Genomic DNA, 19,988 nt, shown 5'->3' with positions numbered 1-19,988 from the left:
TAAAAAAAAATAAAGAGATGGAGTTTACATTTGACATTGCATTAAAAAACAGAGCTATATTTAAACAGTTTTTAGAGCAATTTACTTTAGAGCAATTAAATACAGTGCCAGAAGGTTACAGTAATAATATTTTTTGGAATGTAGCGCACACCGTGGTTACCCAACAATTATTGGTGTATAAATTGTCTGGTTTGGATATGATGGTTAGTGACGATTTAGTGGAAAGGTATAGAAAAGGAACTAAAACGGAAGGTGATGTAACCCAGGCTCAAGTTGACGAGATTAAAGCATTGTTGTTTACTACAATAGAAAAAACTATAGAAGATTATAACAACAAGATATTTAAAACGTATAACGAGTATACGGTGTCTACAAAAAGTACGTTAGCGTCTGCAGAAGATGCTATTGCGTTTAACAACTTTCATGAAGGCATCCACTTGGGATATATTTTAGCCTTAAAAAAGAATATTTAGTAGTTTAAGTATTGGTCAATGACAGTAAAAGGTATTGTAAACTCAATTAGTTGTTTGCTAAAATCGCCTAATTCAAAATTGTCGTAAATTATTATAACACCATCCTCATTAAAGCCGATAGTTTCTGGTAGTTTAAAACTACTAGCACTATCGTCTAGACTGGTGTAAGTGGTTAATAGCTCTTTGTCGTAGTACTTTTTAACTATGGTTTTAAAAGCTTCCATATTATTAATAAGGTCTGCTGTAGTTAACGCTTTACCGTTTGATAAATCAAAATTAAAAAACTTGAATCTTAGGGTGCTACTTGCTGCTCCTGTATTAATATTTCCATTCATGGCAATACTTACTATAGCTTCGTTTTGGTAAGAAACTTCACCGTCAATTAGGGCTTCCCATCTCGGAAATTTGTCTTCAAACTCTGTAAGTAGCGTTTTATTAAAATTGATATAGGCGTCGTTAAAAGCTGTGATGCTTTCTGCAATAGTTTCTTTTTTATTTTTAGCGCTATCAATGTTTAAAATAGTACATGCAAAACCAGTTAGTGTTGCATTTATAGTTTTTGCTGTTTTAGAATTACCATCCGCTTTTGGTATAATAACTTCTACAAGTGTTTCCTTTTCTGAAGAAACTTCGGTTTCAGAAAACGTTATTGGTTTGTCCTTTTGGCAAGAGACCGCCAGGAAAAAACATGTAATTACAGTAAAAAGGGCTGATTTTGAAATCGATAAAGTGTTAAACATTGACTAAAGGTATTGTTCTAGTTTTAATACAACGAATTAAAAACTATTTTTGTTGCTAACAAAAAATTTCCTCATGAAATTTAATACAAAAACAATACATGGCGGTCAAAAACCTGATCCAGCATACGGCGCAGTGATGCCACCAATATATCAAACCTCTACTTATGCACAAACAACACCAGGAGGACACAAAGGTTTTGAGTATTCTAGAAGTCATAACCCAACACGTCAGGCTTTAGAAAATGCATTTGCTAGTTTGGAAAACGGAGCGTTTGGATTGGCTTTTGGTTCTGGATTAGCTGCTATTGATGCTGTGTTAAAGTTATTGCAGCCAGGAGATGAGGTTATTTCTACCAACGATTTGTATGGTGGGACGTACCGTTTGTTTACTAAAATTTTTGAAGGTTTTGGTATTAAGTTTCATTTTGTAGGCATGCAAAATGCTGCCAATATTGAAGATTACGTAAATAAAAACACAAAGTTAATTTGGGTAGAAACACCAACTAACCCAATGCTAAATATTATAGATATTGCAGTTGCTGCAAAAATTGCTAAAAAGCATAAGGTGTTACTTGCAGTGGATAATACCTTTGCAACGCCTTATTTACAACAACCTTTGGATCTGGGCGCGGATATTGTAATGCATTCCGCAACAAAATACCTTGGTGGACATAGCGATTTGGTTATGGGCGCATTAGTTGTAAAAGATAAAGATTTAGCAAAAAGATTGTATTTTATCCAGAATGCAAGTGGTGCTATTTGTGGACCACAAGATGCCTTTTTAGCTTTACGCGGAATTAAAACCTTGCATGTTAGAATGCAGCGTCATTGCGAAAATGGTAAGGCTGTAGCCAAATTTTTAAATACACATCCTAAAATTGAAACAGTCTATTGGCCAGGATTTAAGAATCATCCTAATCATGATATTGCATTATCGCAAATGAAAGATTTTGGTGGTATGGTTAGTTTTGTAACTAAAGGAAACAATTACGAAGACGCAATTAAGGTGGTAGAAAACCTTAAGGTCTTTACATTGGCAGAATCTTTAGGAGGCGTGGAGTCGTTGTGTGGTCATCCAGCAAGTATGACACATGCTAGTATCCCTAAGGAAGAGAGAGAAAAGATAGGTGTTGTTGATAGTATGATTAGATTAAGTGTTGGTATTGAAGATGAAGAAGATTTAATTAACGATCTAAAACAAGCCTTAGGTTAATTGATAGCCACAAATAGTGGTGCATAAAAAAAGCTCAAGTGTTAACTTGAGCTTTTTTTATAAACTTATGTTTTAATTTGAGTCTAATCTAAGTAGTAAATGTAACCTACATTTAGCCAAACTAACCAGTCATTGTATTTGTTAGAATTTAATTGGTGGTCTAAACCATCTACCCAGTCGCTAAAGTAATATTGTCCTCTAAGATCTATCATTAAATCAGACAGCATATTTAGCTTATATCTAACACCAATACTTGAAACTACAGACCACGTAGAACCTGAATCTGGATTAATAGAACCGGGATCCCAACCTGAGTAAAAATTATTATTATCTAAAACGTTACCAACATCATTGGTGCCATTATCATAATCTGTGTATACTTTTGGGTTATAAGATACGTAGTGCGCGCCTAAACTAACAAAAGGTGCTAGTCTATATCCAAAAGCTTGAAAAGATCTAATACTTAACGGAAAAAATTCTAATTGCATTCCAATATCAAAATTGTTAGCCTCTCCGGTATGTGCTCTTAATTTATCTGCCTCGTCACTAGTTCTTGAGTCTTCTACCCATTTACCTAAATGATTTAGTTTGGTTTTATTAAAAGAAATTTCTGTACGTAATTTAAAATGATCATTAAAATAATTGTCTGTTGTGTAACAATTACAATCCGCTTGATAAGCAAAGTTGATATAATGTACTAGTCCAATTCCAAAACCGGTATTACCAGCATTGGTGTCAGAATCTAAACGTTCTCCAAAGTCAGCTTTAAAAGCGACAGGTCCTGTAATGATACCTATTTCGTGAGAAAAGCCTAGTTGCGCATATGCACTGCTGGTACTTAATAGGATAAGTACAACTAGTATCAAGTGTTTAGGGTTAAGCATAATACGGCTTTGTTATTAACAATTTGTTCGGCAAATATATAAAATCTCGACGAACATACAAATTTTACAGATAAAACGCATCATAAATATGAATTATTAAAGAAACGTTAATATCAACTATAACGATTGCGAAAATAAAAAAAAAGTAGGTGCTGTATTAAAGATAATGTATCTTTGTTCTACATTTTTATGGATTGTATAACAGTATCGTAATTATTTACATAATGAAAGATAAAATTGAAGCATTTTTAGACTTAGTAAAACAAAAAAATGGTAATGAGCCAGAGTTTTTACAAGCAGTACACGAAGTTGCAGAAACGGTAATTCCGTTTATAGAAGAAAATCCAAAATATCAAGGTAAAATGTTATTGGAGCGTATGGTAGAACCTGAGCGTACAATAATCTTTAGAGTGCCTTGGATTGACGATAAAGGAAACACGCAAGTAAACAGAGCTTTTAGAGTAGAGTTTAACTCAGCTATTGGACCTTACAAAGGAGGGTTGCGTTTTCACCCATCTGTAAACCTTAGTATTTTAAAGTTTTTAGGTTTTGAACAAGTATTTAAAAACTCTCTAACAACTTTACCAATGGGTGGAGGAAAAGGAGGAAGTGATTTTGATCCAAAAGGAAAAAGTGATAACGAAGTCATGCGTTTTTGCCAATCTTTTATGTCAGAATTGTTTAGACATATTGGAGCAAACACGGATGTGCCAGCCGGAGATATTGGTGTTGGAGGACGTGAGATTGGTTATATGTTTGGTCAATATAAGCGTTTGACTAACGAATTTACAGGAGTACTGACAGGTAAAGGATTATCTTATGGAGGATCTTTAATCAGACCAGAAGCTACTGGTTATGGTACGGTGTATTTTGCAAAAAATATGTTAGCTACTAAAAACGATTCTTTTGATGGAAAAACAGTTGTTATTTCTGGATCAGGTAACGTAGCTCAATATGCTTGTGAAAAAGCAACTGAGTTAGGTGGTACCGTTGTGACAATGTCAGATTCTTCTGGATACATTCACGATAAAGACGGTATAGATGCTGAGAAATTAGCATATATCATGGAAATTAAAAACATTAACAGAGGTAGAATTAGCGAGTATACAGATAAGTATACATCTGCGACGTTCCACAAGGGAGAAAGACCTTGGAGTGTTAATTGTGATATAGCAATGCCATGTGCAACTCAAAACGAGTTGGATAAAGCTGAAGCTGAAATGTTGGTTAAAAACAACGTATTAGTGGTTGCAGAAGGAGCAAACATGCCAACAACACCAGAAGCTATTGAAGTACTTCAAAAAGCTAAAGTATTGTTCTCTCCAGGAAAAGCATCTAATGCAGGAGGTGTTGCAACTTCAGGTTTAGAAATGAGTCAAAACTCTTTACGTTACAATTGGACTAGAGAAGAGGTTGATGCTAAGTTATACCAAATTATGGAAGACATTCACGCTTCTTGTGTACAGTATGGTACACAAAAAGATGGTACAGTAGATTACGTAAAAGGAGCAAATGTTGCTGGTTTTGTAAAGGTCGCTGATGCTATGTTAGCACAAGGAGTTGTGTAGATAATAACAGTTTATATATTAAAACCCCTAACCTTATTAAGGTTAGGGGTTTTTTAGTGTTTTATATACGCTTAGGGATACAATAAATTGTGGTATTTTTGAGTTTTAACAGTTGATTTTAAAATAATGCTGACAAATAAGACTAATCTTAAATTGTTTTTTCTGTGTTTAAGTTTTTTAACTTTACAACTAACTAATGCCCAAGATTTTTCTGATCAATGGACGGGCTATTTCTCATATTTAAATATTAAAGATGTATCTCAAGGCGCTGACAGGGTTTTTGGTGCATCAGAAAATGCTGTTTTTGTGTATAATAAAAATAGTAACGAGATCGAAACTATTTCTACAATACATGGCTTATCAGGAGAGGAAATATCAGTTATAAAATATGCTGAAGATCGTGGCTTATTATTTCTGGGTTTCGAAAACGGGTTAATTCAAATATATGACGAGAGTGATAACACGGTTTTATCGGTTGTAGATATTTTAGAAAAACCAACAATTCCTCAAAGTGATAAAAAAATTAATCATTTTAACTTAGTTGATGATACGTTGTACATAGCAACAGATTATGGTATTTCAGTGTATGATTTAGAGGGCTTAGAGTTTGGTGACACGTATTATATTGGTGCGGGAGGTTCGCAAATAGTAATTTCTCAAACCACAATTTTTGATGGTGATATTTATGCAGCAACTGCAACTGGAATTAAGAGAGGAGCAGTAATTAATCCAAATTTAATTGACTACCAAGAGTGGGAGCAAGTTAATGGCGGTAATTGGGTCGGAATTGAAGCAGTAGGTACACAATTGTTTGCGGCGAATGCTAGCAGAAAGGTTTATGAATTGGTTAGTGGTGCATTGCAAATTAAGGCAACATATCCTAACTTTATTACAGATTTTAGAGTCTTTGATAGCAAGTTGATAGTAACGACGCAAAAAGAGGTTTATATTTATAATCCTGTGGGCTTTTCGGGTATAGCTCAGGTTGGTAATAGTGCAGAATTTAGCACCAATTATACATGTGCTTTAATGGATGATACTGATCAAATATATATTGGAACGGAAGGGACTTTAGTGATAGGTAAAACAGGATTTGGAGTATTGAAGACGTCAATAGCTGATACGTCTATATTAGAAGAAATACATCCTGATGGTCCTTTACTAAATAATTTTTTTAAAATTGAAGTAGCTCCAGGTCATATTTATGGAACACATGGTGGTTATGATGTTAGTTTTAATCCATACGCGGTAATAACGTCTAGATCTGGTATTAGTCACTTTTTTGATGAGTCTTGGCAAAACGTAAGTTATGATACTATTTTAGCTACTGCTAATAATCCTAGGTCTTTGTCTCATATTTCTGTGGATCCCCTTAATCCTGAAATTGCTTATATAAGTTCTTCAATAGGTGGGCTTTTAAAATTAGAAAACAATGTTCCTGTAACTTTTTATACTGGAGAGAATAGTACTATAAATCCATTTTTCACAATCAATCATTTTGTGCACGCCTCAGTTTTTGATGCTGCTGGATCACTATGGGTTATGAACAGTAGGTATGATTCTCCTTTAAATAAGTTTAGAGATGAGCAGTGGTCGTCTTTTAGCTTTTTGGAGGTTATTGAGCCTGCGGATAGTAACAAAGGATTTGCAGCTATAACTACAGATGCTAATAATACTATTTTTACGGGCTCTTATAATTATGGAATAGTTGGTTATGATGAAAGTAGCGGAGCTTTTAATACTGTTTCAGAAGAAGATGCTATGCCATCAAACGCTATTACAGCTTTAACCATTGATAGAAGTGGGCAGTTATGGGTAGGAACAGATAAAGGGTTGAGGGTTATTTATAATACTACGGATTTTATAACGGGTACACCAGAAGTAGATGATATTATTGTTTTAGATGATGGTGTTCCTAGAGAGTTATTATTCCAACAATACATAACAGATATTGAGGTAGATGGCTCAAATAATAAATGGATTGGAACTTTAGATACAGGACTGTATTATTTCTCTTCAGACGGACAAAGTACCATCTTTCATTTTACAAAAGATAATTCTCCTTTACCAACTAATGACGTGTTGGATGTGTCTATAGATGATGTAAACGGAATGATTTATATTGCAACAGATAAAGGCTTGGTGTCTTTTAAATCTGATGCGTCTAAACCGCAGTCGACTTTAGAAAACGCCTATGTTTATCCTAATCCTGTAAGACCAAACTTTAATATTTTAACGGATAAAGTTAAGATTAGAGACATATCAGAGAATGTTAATATAAAAATTACTGATATTGAAGGTAATTTGGTGGCAGAAGCACAGTCTAGAACTAATGGTAGATTTCAAGGCTATAATCTAGAAATAGATGGAGGTACGGCTTTATGGAATGGTAAAAATTTGGGTGGGAATATTGTAGCATCTGGGGTGTATTTAATCATGCTTAACGATTTAGATACTTTTGAGACTAAAGTGCTAAAATTAATGGTTGTTAGATAATGTTAACAACTACAAATGCAATTGTACTGTCCAAACTACGGTTTAAAGATAATGACCTTATTGTAAAGTGTTATACTCAAAAACAAGGTGTTGTTAGTTATTTGCTAAAAGGCGTTTTGACTTCTAAAAAGAGTAATAAAAAAGTGGCCTATTTTCAGCCATTATCACAATTACAGTTAAACACGGACTACAAACCAAATCGGTCTTTACAATATATAAAAGATATTAAAACAGATTTTTTATATGCTTCGCTTCATACTAATATTTTAAAGAGCGCTATTGTTATGTTTCTGGCAGAAGTACTAGCACATGCTTTACAAGAGGAGGAGCAGAATGATACTTTATATAGCTATATTCAGACAACTTTGCAATGGTTGGATACCAATGATAGTTATTCTAATTTTCATTTATTGTTTCTGTTGCAGCTAACAAAATACTTGGGATTTTATCCAGATCAAACAGAAATGGAAACCGCTTTGTGTTTTAATTTATATGATGGCGAATTTCAAGATGAAAGTGTTTCTAAGTACAATGTTACGGGTGAAAATTTAACACTACTAAAACAGCTTTTAGGCACAACGTTTGATGATTTAGATGGTATTAAAATTAATGCTAAGCAAAGACAGTCTTTTTTGGCTCTTATTTTAGTATATTTTGAATTACATTTGGGGAGTTTTAAAAAGCCTAAATCTTTACAAATTCTTAATGACGTTTTTAATTAAATATATGAAGTTTCTTATTAGTATTTGTTTACTCTTTTTGGTCTCATTTTCTGTTTCAGCACAGACTATTAAGGTGTTAAATAAAACTACTAACGAGCCTGTATTTGGAGTCGCTATTTATAATAAAGATAAATCTAAAAGCGAAATTACGGATCTTAATGGTCAGGCTAATTTGGATGCCTTTATGGCTACCGAGCTGCTTTATTTTCAGCATATTTCTCATAAATTAAAAACAATAAAAAAAAGTAATATCCAAAACGGACGTGTGTATTTAATGGCTGGTCAGCAAGGTTTGGATGAGATTGTTATTTCTGCCTCAAATTTTGGGCAAAGAAAAAAAGACATTCCTAAAACCATTGCAACCATTACGGCAAAAGACGTTTCTTTTAATAATCCGCAAACAAGTGCAGACTTATTAGAAGGTACAGGTCAGGTTTATATCCAAAAAAGTCAGTTGGGAGGTGGAAGTCCTATGATAAGAGGGTTTTCTACTAATAGGCTATTAATTACAGTGGATGGAGTACGTATGAATAATGCTATTTTTAGAGGCGGAAATCTTCAAAATGTTATCTCTATCGATCCATTGTCTATTCAAAACACAGAAGTGACGTTAGGTGCAGGGTCTATTATTTACGGTAGTGATGCCATTGGAGGTGTTATGAGTTTTTATACAAAAAAACCAGAGTTTTCATTTTCTGATACTTTAAATGTTAAGAGTAATGTCTTATTGAGGTATGCAACAGCTAGCCAGGAAAAAACAGCGCATATTGATGTTAATGTTGGCTATAAAAAATGGGCATTTCTGACAAATGTAAGTTATACTGATTTTAATGATTTAACCATGGGTAGTCATGGTCCAGATGATTATTTAAGGCCAGAATTTGTGGTTACTCAAAATAATCAGGATGTTATCGTGCAAAATAATGATTCAAGAGTTCAGAAGTTTACAGGATACAATCAAATTAACTTGATGCAAAAAGTAAGCTATAAGGCTGCTGAAGATTTAGATGTTGATTTAGGTGTGTTTTATACAGCAACATCAGATTATCCAAGATACGACAGGTTAATACGTTATAGAGACGATGATTTAAGGTCTGCAGAATGGAATTATGGTCCTCAAAAATGGTTTATGTCTAATGTGAGTGTTACAAAACGAAGTAGTAATGCTTTGTTTTATGATAATATAAAAGCCACTTTAGCATATCAGAATTTTCAAGAAAGTAGAATGGATCGTGATTTTCAGGAAGTGGAAAGAAACGTCAGAGAAGAGTCTGTGGATGCATTATCTTTTAATATAGATTTTGAAAAACAATTACACCAGACTTCAAAGTTATTTTATGGTTTTGAATATGTTTACAATACAGTCGGGTCTATAGGTTATGTTGAAAATGTGGAGACTAATACAACTCAAAAAACGGTATCCAGATATCCCGATGGTGCAACATGGCAGAGTGCAGCAGTGTATGCAAGCTATAAGTATAAACCCAACACTAAGTTTGTGTTTCAATCAGGATTACGTTATAATATGGTTACTCAAAAAGCCGATTTTACAGAAAATAATCAGTTTTTAAATCTACCTTTTACAGAATCTAATAATACAGCAAATGCTTTAACAGGTACTGCTGGTGTTACGTGGTTACCTAATCCAATTTTACAATGGAAATTTAATTTGTCTTCTGCTTTTAGGGCACCAAATATTGATGATATTGGTAAGGTCTTTGATTCAGAACCAGGCTCTGTTGTTGTGCCAAATGATAATTTGGATCCAGAATATGCCTATAGTGGAGAACTTGGGTTGAAGCTTAATTTTAATAAAGTAGTAATCCTAGATATGGCGACTTATTATACTTACTTGGATAATGCGTTAGTAAGACGTGATGGGACTTTAAATGGCGAATCACAAATTATTTATGATGGTGAGTTAGGTACGGTACAATCCATACAAAATGCTTCAAAATCCTGGATTTATGGTTTTGAAATAGGCGCACAAGTAAATTTTTCAAAAGCATTTAAATTAACGTCACAATATAATCTTATTGGTGGTATTGAAGAAACAGATGGTGTTGAAGTACCGGTAAGACATGTGGCTCCAAGTTTTGGAAATACACATTTAGTTTGGCAAAAAAACAGATTAAAACTAGATGCATTTGTTAATTATAACAATGCATTAGCAAATAATAAATTAGCACCTTCTGAAGCTGAGAAAGATTATATCTACGCTTTAGATCAAAACGGAAACCCTTATTCGCCTTCTTGGCACACTTTAAATTTTAGAACACAATATCAAATAGGGAATGATGTTACCGTAACAGCTGCTTTAGAGAATATCTCTGACCAACGGTATAGAACATATTCTTCTGGTATAGCTGCTCCAGGTAGAAACCTTATTGTTTCTTTAAAGTATAGTATGTAAAATTGACAGACATTAATCGAATTTGTTAACACGAATTTCTAGCTATTTTTTTACCGCTTTTTTTCTAATTATTTTACCATTACTTAATTCTACTTGTGCAATATAAGCAGCCTGACTAAGATTAGAGAGGTTAAAGGTATCTGACGTGTTTTGGGCTTTTAGATTATAGATTAGTCTGCCTAAGGCATCATAGATTTTGATTGTTTTAAGTGTTACGTCTTTGTTAGGTAATTTAAAAGTAACGTTGTTATTACTGTCCTCAATTATTAATAAATTATCAGCAGTTAAATTGTATTGATCAATAGATAGGCTGTTGTCTTTGAAAACAATCTCAAACCTACTATTAAATTCGCCTACAGGCGAAGTAAAACTGTAATCGTTATCAGATAAATTAAATGTAGTTGAGGTTAAGTTGTCTTTTAAATAGACTGTATTGTTTGTTAAAAAATCACCTTGAAGTTCTGCTATACTAAAGGTGTAAATTGTTGGTGTATCTATGTTGTTTAAGAAACCAATAGCAATGGTTTCATCAATATCTAAATCATTAATGGCTTTACCTTGAATACTAAATTTTCTGTTTACAGTAGGTATAAGTGAGTAGAAGGTCATGCTTTTTGTGTAAGAACCATTCGCTTTAGCGTCAAACGCGTCTCCATCATTACCACTAGTGGCACTATTAACATATCCAATTAGAATATTATCTTTTAATCCAGAATCACTTGTTAGTTTTAGCCATAACTTATTTTCTGCAGATTGATTACTTGCTCGGAAAAATTGATTATTATTATCATCCACACGCATACTATTGTTGAATGTTACAGTTCCTGTTGTGGTTGGTAGGGCATCGGAAAAAGTTGTAAAAAAGCTTTGTCCAGAGGCAACATGACTAGTCACTCCAGAGACAGAAGATCCTGTGTAATTTATTACGATATAATCATTTAAATCAAAGTTTAATATTTCGTTTCCGTTAGCTGTTGAGGATGGAGGTGTGGAGTGTGACCATAGGTGTATGGCACCATCTAAGGTTCCTGTCGCTGGGTTTGTTGAGAACGTGTTCTCGTCAAAAAACAATTTAGCATCTATTGCAGATGGATAAGGGTTTCCTATTAAGTTCCAATTAGAGTCTCCAAGTTCGGTGTCGTTTCTTTCCACAGGGACAGTAATTACACCATTGTTTAGTGGACCTCTAAAAGAGTAATTGTAATTGTTAGTGCCTGCAAAAGCAGCTGTAGAATGTGTTGCTGCATATCCAGCTCCAGGCGTCATTAATGCTCCTGGTGGCTGAAGTACCCAATCATCGCCATTATCGTCAATATCATCAATTCCAGCTCCTACGGTAGTTGTGTTGTCATTATTTGTTTCGTATGTGCTATCCACAAAATTTGCAGCTATAAAACTAAAGCGTCTATTGGCATCTGCTTGAAATAAAGCATTTCCTATAGTTTCGTTGGAGACAGGGCTACTCCAATAGGTATATTCATACCAATCACTTATTGATGCTGTTAGGCGCTCTACTGTGGTTGGATTGGTAGCGCTGCTTCCAGAATCATCGTAAGTCCCTGAGTCATTAATTTGAACAACAGAACCCGAATCGTTTATTAATAATGTTCCGTTGTTAGTGATGTTATTCTGAATTTTAACATAAGTATTACTTGATACTGTCAGGAAATAGGAAGTGTTTATTGTTAAGCTGCAAGCTTCGATATTTCCGTAGGCACTGGTATTGTAGTCGTCATTTAAAATAGCTTGTATTGTAAGGCTTGGTATGCCATTGTCCCATGCCCCTAGTGTCCATGTTGTTGTTCCTATGTTAACTCGGGCTGCGTCAGATGCTGTACTACACGCACCATCTTCCGTAACTTCGCAATAAAATTGGTAGCCTTGTATATTAGCTCCTGTTATTGATAACATTGTTGAGGTTTCTCCTGATACTGTTCCTGGAGCAAAAGATGTGCTTAACACACTTGTCCATCCACTCGAGATAGTATCATTATAATACCATTGGTATGTTAATGTTCCAGAATTCCCTGGTGTGGCTGTAGCTGTAAATACAATTGCATCACTGCAATTGTTTATAGGTTGTGGGTGCGCTGTTATTGTTGGTGCATTATTAAGTGTTGCAAACGTTCCTAAATGGCTAGTGTCTCCAGAAGTAGCGGTTGTCCATTCTGCATTATCAAAAGTAGGATTAGGATTTGATACATCTGTGTTTCTTCGGTAAACATAACCTGCTGTTCCAATTACTACATCATGAAAATCGTCTATAACAACGCCTGTTGCTATTAGTGTTAACTCTAGTCGGTCATTATCATTAAATCCTGAAGCAGAACCGCCAAAGTCAAAATCTTCTAGTCCTGTTCCTCCGGAATTAACTCTTCCAACTAAAATTTGATTGCTTGTAATAGTGCTTCCTGTGCCTGTATTTGGGAATGTATAAGTGTGAGTGGATCCTGTAGAAGTTAAATCTCCAAAACGGTTAATTTCATATTGTGTTAAGTCGATAGTTGTTGCAGTACCATTAAATATTTCGATATAACCTAAAGACCCTGATGATTGATCGTACACTTCTGTAATCATTAACCCTGTTGCGCTACCACAGCTTCCTGAATGGTCAATTATTGTAAAAGGGCTAGAGGCAGGGCAGCCTAAATCATCTGTAATGTCTATTGTTCCTGAGGTTGCTCCAGCAGGAATAGTAACTTCTATAATGGTGTTAGATATGTTATTTACTGTTGCTGTAATGCCACTTACAGTTGCTGTAGCTGCGGTTAAATTGGTGCCCGTAACTGTAACTATAGTGTTTTCTGGACCGGATGCTGGTAGTATAGTTATGGTACTAGGATTACAAAGTCCGTTACCTTGAACGGTAAACGTATAAGGGGTTTCATCCAAATCATTGTTAGCAATAGATATTATGGCTGTTCTGGTTCCTGAAGCTATCGGAGAAAATGTGATTTCAAAAATACCTGGAGGGTCTTGCATTGCTGTTACAGTGAAAGGTGTAGGGTTTAAACTTACTGTAAAATCTCCTGGGTTTAGTCCGCCAACAGTTATGCTTGTAATATCTAAGTCGGCAGTTCCTATATTTTGAATTCTAAAAGATTTGGTTTGAGAGGCTCCAATGTTTTGAGCGGCAAATAATGTATTATCTAAACTGATTGGTGTAGTGTCTCCATTTGGAATGTCGGGAAAGGCAGCTATGTTTCCTTCTACATTAATTTCTTGTTCTGGCGTTGTCCCTGTACCTTGCAGTGTTATTGCACATGTACCTTCATCTGCATCGTTGTTATAAATTGTAAGTATGGCATTATTTAGGCCAACAGATGTAGGTGTAAACCTAACGGTTACGGTTTGTGTGTTGCCTGCTACTATTGTAAAAGGAATTGCGGGAGATATGATGCTAAAACTAGTAGCGTCTGCACCGCTTAACATCAAAGAAGTAATGTTTAAATCTAGCGCGCCGTCATTATCAATATCAAAAGTAATGTCTGTATTAAAGCTTGTGGCTTGGGATCCAAAAGCAATGGTGTATCCGCAAGCTTGGTCTGTGTTAGAGTTATCAACAAGTTGTAATTCTGGTACAGAACATGGCGAAACTAAAGCATTTGCGCCTGGAGATCCACCATTGGCTACTTCTTGCCAATTCGTGCCAGTGTCACTATTGTCTATAGTTGCGTCTATAACATGAAGGGTTGCTCCGTTATTGTCTGCTCCATCAGCATCGTCATAAGTCACACTATCTATAATAGATGAGCCATCTGCAGCGTAAAGTAATATGGAGTCACTAGAGTTTACTAAATTATTAGTGTTATTTGTAGAGGCGCTAATACCGTAATCTGGAGTAAATGGACAATCATTATTAAAAGTGCCATCTCCATTACTACCTAAAGAGACCGTTATACATGTGTTATTTGCTATTGTTGTGGCTGCGGGAAAAGTAAATAAAGCACCACCGTCGCTAATCGTATAATTACTAATGTCTTGTAGGCTACCAGAGATGTTACAAATCTCAATCCACTCGTCATCTGCTCCAGTAGAATTGTATGATACTTCTGTAATAACGACATCTGCTAAAGGTGCTAAAACTTCTCCTGCCAATGCAACTGTTTTGTCCGCCGCCAACGTGCTTGTCGCTGTTATAGTACCAGTATAAGTATTAACTGCCAAGCCAGAAATTAAGCGAGTGTAAATTGTAGTTGATGCTACTATGCCTGTGGTTGGTGTTAAGCTTATTGAGGCTCCAAAACCTGAGCCAGAGGTTGTTGATATTTCAAAATTAGTTGGTGCAGTTAGTACTAGGTTTGAGGTTAATAAAAAACCTTCTGCAGTAAACGTTTGCTCTGCAGATGGGCCTGTTCCTAGTGTATAATCTAGTCCTGTTAAGGTTGTAGGGTTTAACGTGATTGTGGGAGTCGGTGTTGTTGATGTAACAGAGCCATTTAATATGAAATCATCAACTCTAAATGTTCCGCTTCCAGTGGCTCCGCTCAGATTTATTTCTACAGTTATGGTGCCTGTTAATCCTGATACAACGTTAGAGACATTCAAATTTCCTGTATTTGCTCCACCTCCGGCAGTACCTGATCCAACAGGTATACTATTAATAGTCATATCCCAATTTTGAGCGCCAGAATTACTTCTCCTTCTCCAGAAACTGAAACTAGTTATATCTAATTGGTAGCCATTGTTTACTTCAAATGTAAGAGTTAAAGTTGGTGTGCCGCTAGAGTTGTTTAGTGAAATTGCCTGACCAGCACTTCCTGCAAAACTGGTCCATGAATTTGTTGTATTACTCCAGCTGGAATTAGAAAGGTTTGAGTCAATAATATTTGGGGTAACAATATAAGGGTGTGCGCTTATTGACGTGTTTCCAAAATCATGTTGATAAATTTGACCAAAAGTAAAAGTAATAGAAAATAGTAAAAGTAGGGTAAGGAGGGTTTTTTTCATAATAAACGTATTGGAATTGAGGGCAACAATAAGTTTTGATAATATAGTATCGGTTGATTATAAGCAGTTTACTACAAATATATAAAAATATCGATTACAGGCACTATTTAATCGATTAAAACATGTTATCGTTACGTTAAGTTATATCAAAACGGTTTAAGGGCAAAAAAAAAGGTCAAACCATGATTGGTTTGACCTTTAAAGGGAGTGTTTTAATCTATTTTTTAATAGCCTTCTTTCTTATTTTTTGACCAGTATTTAATTCAATTTGCGCTATGTAAGCTGCCTGGCTCAGGTTTGATAAATTATAAGTTTCTGAAGTGCTTTGACCTTTAAGATTGTAAACTAATCTGCCCAAAGCATCATAGATTTGAATAGTGCTAATTGTTAATTTCTTATTCGATAATTTAAAAGTAACGTTGCTATTATTATCTTCAATTATGGATAAACTATTGGATGCTAAAAGTTGTTGATCTATTGATAAAACAGGCTGTGTAAAGACTATTTCAAATCTATTATCAAAACCACCCATTTCTGAAGTAAAAGAATAGTCCGAAACTGTTAAGTCTTGGTAGGTGTCGTTAAAGTTATCTTTTAAATAAATGGCATTGGTTGAGAAAAAGTCACCTTGAAAATGATCTATTGAAATCGTATAAATTGTTGGTGATGTAATTCCTGTTGTTAAGCCTAGACGAATTGTTTCGTCAAGATCTAAACCCTCTGGGTGCTTTCCTTGTATTGCTAACGGAATGTTGTTATTTTCGGCAAACGTGGTTATCATGGCAGAGCCACCACTATAATAACGTCTTGCATCATATGATGGGCCATCGTCATTATTAGTGGCACCATCAAGATAGGCAATTGCAACTTGGCTAAATACACCATTATCCGAGGTTAAGTTAAGCCAAAGCTTATTATCTAAGTTTGTGTTTTCAGTACGAAAAAATTGGTCATTATTTCCAATAACGCGCATGCTATTGTTAAAAACAACTTCTCCCGCAGCACTGCTATAGCTATCAGAAAAGTTGACAAAAAAACCTTGTCCTGAAGGAATAAAATTATTTGGAGCATAGCGCTCTCCGGCAACGTTAGCACTAAAGTTGATTATTGCATAATCGTTGATGCTAAAGTTAATCTGCTCGTTACCAATTGTGGTTGCGGATGGTGGAGTTGCTTGAGACCAGTAATAAATGGCACCATCTATAACTCCGGGATCAACAGTACTTAGCGTTGTTGTGTTTTCGTTAAAAAAAGCAGTAGCATCTATTGCGCTTGGATAAGGGTTACCAATAAATTGCCAGTTGTTGTCTAAGTTAGAGTCATCGTTTCTGGCTACAGGTACTTTGACTACCCCAGAATTTGCTTCGGATCCAAAGAAGGTTAGGTTAATACCGTTTGTCATCGCTCCTGGAGCTGCAAGGTCTATTTCTGACATGGTGGTTGCGTATCCTACACCTGGAGTCATTAGTCCTGTAGCGTAAAATTGCCAATCATCTCCTTCGTCGTCAACGTCATCTTGCCCAGTAGTATATGTATTGTTGTTTCCAAAATCTTCGGCAAGCGCATCATTAAAATTAGCGCCATTAAAGGTGAATTTTCTACCACTTGCTGTATTTGGGACTAAGTCTTCAAGTATAGCGTCTGCTAAAGGGCTACCCCAATATGTATATTCGTACCAAGCAACAAAAGGAGCGGTGCGTTTTACAACTTCTATTGGAAATGTTTCAGAAGAGTTATTTATAAATTTAGTAGTTTCATTATTCTGAACTAAGGTTCCTTCTGTCTGAACTACAAGTTTGTTTGTATTATTAATATTGTGTTCTATTTCAATATAAAAATTTGAGGTAATAATTGTTGTAGCATTTATTGTTAAGCGACAAGCAGAAAAACTAGTAGCGCTACCAACGCCAGTTGTAAAAGGACCGTTAATTACAACAGGGGTATTTATGTTAGGACCAACGCCATTAGACCATGTTGAGCCGTCCCAAGTTACGATAGGTCCAGAACAGGCGCAATCGCTAATATGATATCCTAGAAAATTGATGTTGTTTGAAGGAGAGCTAGTCCAATCTGTTGCTGTGTATGTTGTACTTGGTCCTTGTATGTTGTTGTTTCTAACAAGATTTACATTTTGAGCAAAATTAGTATTTGAATTTAATACTCCAATAACATCTATGTTTACTCCTTCTGCAGTTTGTAAAGCAATCACATCATTACCATCAAAATTAAAAAAGCCAGAGCTGTTACAATAATCGGCAGTTCCGTTTGCGCATAATTCTGAGCCGTTTCTAGCAATTATGTATGTGGAGTATGGTGCTATAACAGCTGCATTGGGTAAAGTTCTAATTGTTGGGTTATAATTAATTCGGCCATTAGTAAATCTTGCTAGTTGAAAATTAGCAAGGCTAATAGGCGAACTTGATGCGTTATATAATTCGATATATCTTTCGTCTGGAGTGGCATTATTTGCTTCGTGATATTCTGATATTAATAATGAGCTACAATCTGAAGGTGCAGTATAACCAAACACTTCACCTTGTGCGTTTACATTTTGGGACGGTGCTCCTGTACTAGTTATAATTATGTTTTCGTTATACGTTCCAGCAGCTAATCCATATGTTAGTTTTGTATATATAGTGGTTAAATCTACAGAAGTTCCGGTAAGTGCTAATGTTAAACTGTTGGAGTATGCACCATTAGGGGTTAATGAAATTTCAAAACTTGAAGGAGCAGTTATTACAACATCATTTGTTAATGACGTTCCTAGCACAGTAAAGGTTTCTGGTACAATATCTACATTGCCTTCCACATTGGTTAAACCTGACACTAAATTAGTATCTGGATTAATTGTTATTCTTGGGCTTGCAGAAGCTACACCGCTAACTTTTATATTGTCCAATCGGTAACGTTCTGCATTAGCATTATTTCTCATAGTAACTCTTATGGCTAATGTATTTCCTAATAAAGGAGCAACTTGGCGCACTAATGTAAGAGTGTCAATGTCATCCACTAATACACCATTAGTATCAGCTATTTGCCAAGCACCACCATCCAAACTGTATTCTGTAGTAAAAGAATCTGATGCTTCAAAGTCATCAAATGCAGGGCGATGGTCATAGGCCTCTAATTCAAAAGTGATGTCTGTAAAATCTGTAATATTTAGTACGGGAGAATACCATATTGCAAAACCATCAATGTCTCGTCCTTCAAAAAATCTAGGGTTACCTGCGACTATAAATCTATCGCCATTACTATCAAATGCAGCTCCAGAAACGTCTATGGTCCAGTTTATTCCGGATAAATCAATATCTGTTAATCCTGTTGTGTTATTATATATAGCGCCTTTATTGGGGCTGTTGGTAAAGGTTTCGTTATAAATTATACTTTGAGCAAAGCCGAAATAATTAAAAATCAGTAAAGCAAAAAGTAATTTTGGATGTTTCATAAATAGCGAGTTTATTTTTTTTTGGTTTTTATGGTGTATTTTTGACTCATGGTTAGAAGTCAAGAGTCGTACACAGTAGAAGAAGCAACTAAAAAGTTGGAACACTATTGTGCTTATCAAGAACGTTGTCACAAAGAGGTTAAGCAGAAACTAAAAGATATGAATATGATACCTGAAGCATCAGATATGATAGTGGTTCATCTTTTGGAGCAAAATTTTCTAAATGAAGAGCGTTTTGCCAAAGCTTATGCTCGGGGTAAGTTCAGAATTAAAAAATGGGGCAAATATCGAATCACGCTTGAACTAAAGCGAAAAGAGATATCCAAATTTAATCTAAATGAGGCGTTAAAAGAAATAGATGAAGAGGAGTACATCGATGTTTTTAATGATTTAGCCGAAAAAAGAAATAATTCTCTAAAAGAAACGGATAAATACAAAAGAAGAAAAAAGTTAATAGACTATTTACTGTATCGTGGTTGGGAAACTTTTTTGGTTTATGATAAAGCTAATGAGCTGATAAAATAAGACATAAAAAAACCTTTCATTACTAAAAATGAAAGGTTTTTTTATAATATAATAGGTTGACTATAAGTTAAAAACAGCTCCTAAATTTACAGTAAATTGATTGTTTATTTTTTCAGCAGGTGTTAAAATTTCTGAATTGTATTTAGCGAATGTTGTACCAAATTCAGTAAAAACACCAAAACCAGTAGAGAAAAAGTAACGCATCCCTAAGTGACCTCCAAAGTTTTTTAAACTTAAGCTAATACCTGGGTAAACATCAAAATTATCACTAATGTTTAATACACTTCCTAGGTTAGCATTAAAACGTCCCTCTAATTCAAATCTATCTTCAAAATTTGCAGATAAACCATTACTTAGGTTTAAAGCATAACCGGTAACAATACCAACAGATATGTTTTCTCCTAAACCGTAGTCATAAGCCAATACTATACCGTTAACATTGTCTTGGAAATTTGCGCCAATTTGAAATTTTTGATCTCCTTTACCTTCAAAAACTTGTGCGTTTACTAATCCAGCAGTTAGTAATAAAGCAATTAATAGTAGTCCTTTTTTCATTGTA

The 19,988-nt window shown here is 34.9% G+C and carries 12 protein-coding genes; 7 read left to right on the top strand and 5 right to left on the bottom strand.

Features of this window, described 5'->3' with window-relative positions; all coding sequences use genetic code 11:
• Window positions 1–17 precede the first annotated feature (17 nt).
• Window positions 18–473 (top strand): DinB family protein, encoded by a 456-nt coding sequence (locus CXF54_RS01200; protein WP_101202109.1) that lies wholly within the window; start codon window positions 18–20, stop codon window positions 471–473.
• Here the strand turns inward: CXF54_RS01200 and CXF54_RS01195 are convergent.
• Window positions 470–1,213 carry a PdaC/SigV domain-containing protein gene (locus CXF54_RS01195; RefSeq protein ID WP_101202108.1) on the bottom strand — a complete coding sequence of 248 codons (744 nt, stop codon included), beginning with the start codon at window positions 1,211–1,213 and terminating at the stop codon, window positions 470–472. The two genes, CXF54_RS01200 and CXF54_RS01195, sit on opposite strands and share 4 nt — an antisense overlap.
• A gap of 73 nt (window positions 1,214–1,286) precedes the next feature.
• On the opposite strand from CXF54_RS01195, the gene CXF54_RS01190 reads away from it, so the two are divergent.
• The gene (locus CXF54_RS01190; RefSeq protein WP_101202107.1) at window positions 1,287–2,426 is read left to right on the top strand and encodes a cystathionine gamma-synthase; all 1,140 of its coding nucleotides are present in this window, start codon (window positions 1,287–1,289) and stop codon (window positions 2,424–2,426) included.
• 83 nt (window positions 2,427–2,509) lie between these two features.
• Here CXF54_RS01190 and CXF54_RS01185 read toward each other — a convergent pair whose 3' ends face one another.
• Window positions 2,510–3,310, bottom strand: a complete 801-nt coding sequence (locus CXF54_RS01185; protein ID WP_090836761.1) for a THC0290_0291 family protein — start codon at window positions 3,308–3,310, stop codon at window positions 2,510–2,512.
• A gap of 224 nt (window positions 3,311–3,534) precedes the next feature.
• Between CXF54_RS01185 and gdhA the strand changes: the two genes are divergently transcribed.
• The 4 genes from gdhA (at window position 3,535) to CXF54_RS01165 (ending at window position 10,509) form a co-directional block, all read left to right on the top strand.
• On the top strand, window positions 3,535–4,878 hold the full coding sequence (gene gdhA, locus CXF54_RS01180; protein WP_101202106.1) for an NADP-specific glutamate dehydrogenase: 1,344 nt from the start codon (window positions 3,535–3,537) through the stop codon (window positions 4,876–4,878).
• A gap of 126 nt (window positions 4,879–5,004) precedes the next feature.
• Window positions 5,005–7,374, top strand: coding sequence for a two-component regulator propeller domain-containing protein (locus CXF54_RS01175; RefSeq protein WP_101202105.1), 2,370 nt, complete (start codon window positions 5,005–5,007; stop codon window positions 7,372–7,374).
• Window positions 7,374–8,096: a DNA repair protein RecO gene (gene recO, locus CXF54_RS01170; protein ID WP_090836757.1), complete on the top strand. Its 723-nt coding sequence runs from the start codon at window positions 7,374–7,376 to the stop codon at window positions 8,094–8,096. The genes CXF54_RS01175 and recO overlap by 1 nt, the downstream gene beginning before the upstream one ends.
• Window positions 8,097–8,100: 4 nt before the next feature.
• Window positions 8,101–10,509, top strand: coding sequence for a TonB-dependent receptor domain-containing protein (locus CXF54_RS01165; protein ID WP_198551032.1), 2,409 nt, complete (start codon window positions 8,101–8,103; stop codon window positions 10,507–10,509).
• 42 nt (window positions 10,510–10,551) lie between these two features.
• Here the strand turns inward: CXF54_RS01165 and CXF54_RS01160 are convergent, their stop codons facing one another.
• Window positions 10,552–15,459, bottom strand: coding sequence for a choice-of-anchor D domain-containing protein (locus CXF54_RS01160; protein ID WP_101202103.1), 4,908 nt, complete (start codon window positions 15,457–15,459; stop codon window positions 10,552–10,554).
• A 217-nt stretch (window positions 15,460–15,676) separates the two neighbouring features.
• Window positions 15,677–18,904, bottom strand: a complete 3,228-nt coding sequence (locus CXF54_RS01155) for a lamin tail domain-containing protein (RefSeq protein WP_157823367.1) — start codon at window positions 18,902–18,904, stop codon at window positions 15,677–15,679.
• 48 nt (window positions 18,905–18,952) lie between these two features.
• Here CXF54_RS01155 and CXF54_RS01150 point away from each other — a divergent pair, with 48 nt between their 5' ends.
• Window positions 18,953–19,429: a regulatory protein RecX gene (locus CXF54_RS01150; RefSeq protein WP_090836751.1), complete on the top strand. Its 477-nt coding sequence runs from the start codon at window positions 18,953–18,955 to the stop codon at window positions 19,427–19,429.
• Window positions 19,430–19,489: 60 nt separating this feature from the next.
• Here CXF54_RS01150 and CXF54_RS01145 read toward each other — a convergent pair whose 3' ends face one another.
• The gene (locus tag CXF54_RS01145) at window positions 19,490–19,984 is read right to left on the bottom strand and encodes a DUF6646 family protein (protein ID WP_101202101.1); all 495 of its coding nucleotides are present in this window, start codon (window positions 19,982–19,984) and stop codon (window positions 19,490–19,492) included.
• Between the last annotated feature and the right edge of the window lie 4 nt (window positions 19,985–19,988).

The organism is Olleya sp. 1-3, from assembly GCF_002836085.1.
Classification (GTDB): Bacteria; Bacteroidota; Bacteroidia; order Flavobacteriales; family Flavobacteriaceae; genus Olleya; species Olleya namhaensis.
The sequence above is the reverse complement of the archived record's forward strand: the minus strand, read 5'-3'. Positions and strand labels throughout refer to the sequence as shown.

Bases quoted from the DNA above. Each gene is read 5' to 3' on its own strand.
- CXF54_RS01200 (WP_101202109.1), top strand. From the start codon at position 18: ATGGAGTTTACATTTGACATTGCATTAAAAAACAGAGCTATATTTAAA.
- CXF54_RS01195 (WP_101202108.1), bottom strand. From the start codon at position 1,213: ATGTTTAACACTTTATCGATTTCAAAATCAGCCCTTTTTACTGTAATT.
- CXF54_RS01190 (WP_101202107.1), top strand. From the start codon at position 1,287: ATGAAATTTAATACAAAAACAATACATGGCGGTCAAAAACCTGATCCA.
- CXF54_RS01185 (WP_090836761.1), bottom strand. From the start codon at position 3,310: ATGCTTAACCCTAAACACTTGATACTAGTTGTACTTATCCTATTAAGT.
- gdhA (WP_101202106.1), top strand. From the start codon at position 3,535: ATGAAAGATAAAATTGAAGCATTTTTAGACTTAGTAAAACAAAAAAAT.
- CXF54_RS01175 (WP_101202105.1), top strand. From the start codon at position 5,005: ATGCTGACAAATAAGACTAATCTTAAATTGTTTTTTCTGTGTTTAAGT.
- recO (WP_090836757.1), top strand. From the start codon at position 7,374: ATGTTAACAACTACAAATGCAATTGTACTGTCCAAACTACGGTTTAAA.
- CXF54_RS01165 (WP_198551032.1), top strand. From the start codon at position 8,101: ATGAAGTTTCTTATTAGTATTTGTTTACTCTTTTTGGTCTCATTTTCT.
- CXF54_RS01160 (WP_101202103.1), bottom strand. From the start codon at position 15,459: ATGAAAAAAACCCTCCTTACCCTACTTTTACTATTTTCTATTACTTTT.
- CXF54_RS01155 (WP_157823367.1), bottom strand. From the start codon at position 18,904: ATGAAACATCCAAAATTACTTTTTGCTTTACTGATTTTTAATTATTTC.
- CXF54_RS01150 (WP_090836751.1), top strand. From the start codon at position 18,953: ATGGTTAGAAGTCAAGAGTCGTACACAGTAGAAGAAGCAACTAAAAAG.
- CXF54_RS01145 (WP_101202101.1), bottom strand. From the start codon at position 19,984: ATGAAAAAAGGACTACTATTAATTGCTTTATTACTAACTGCTGGATTA.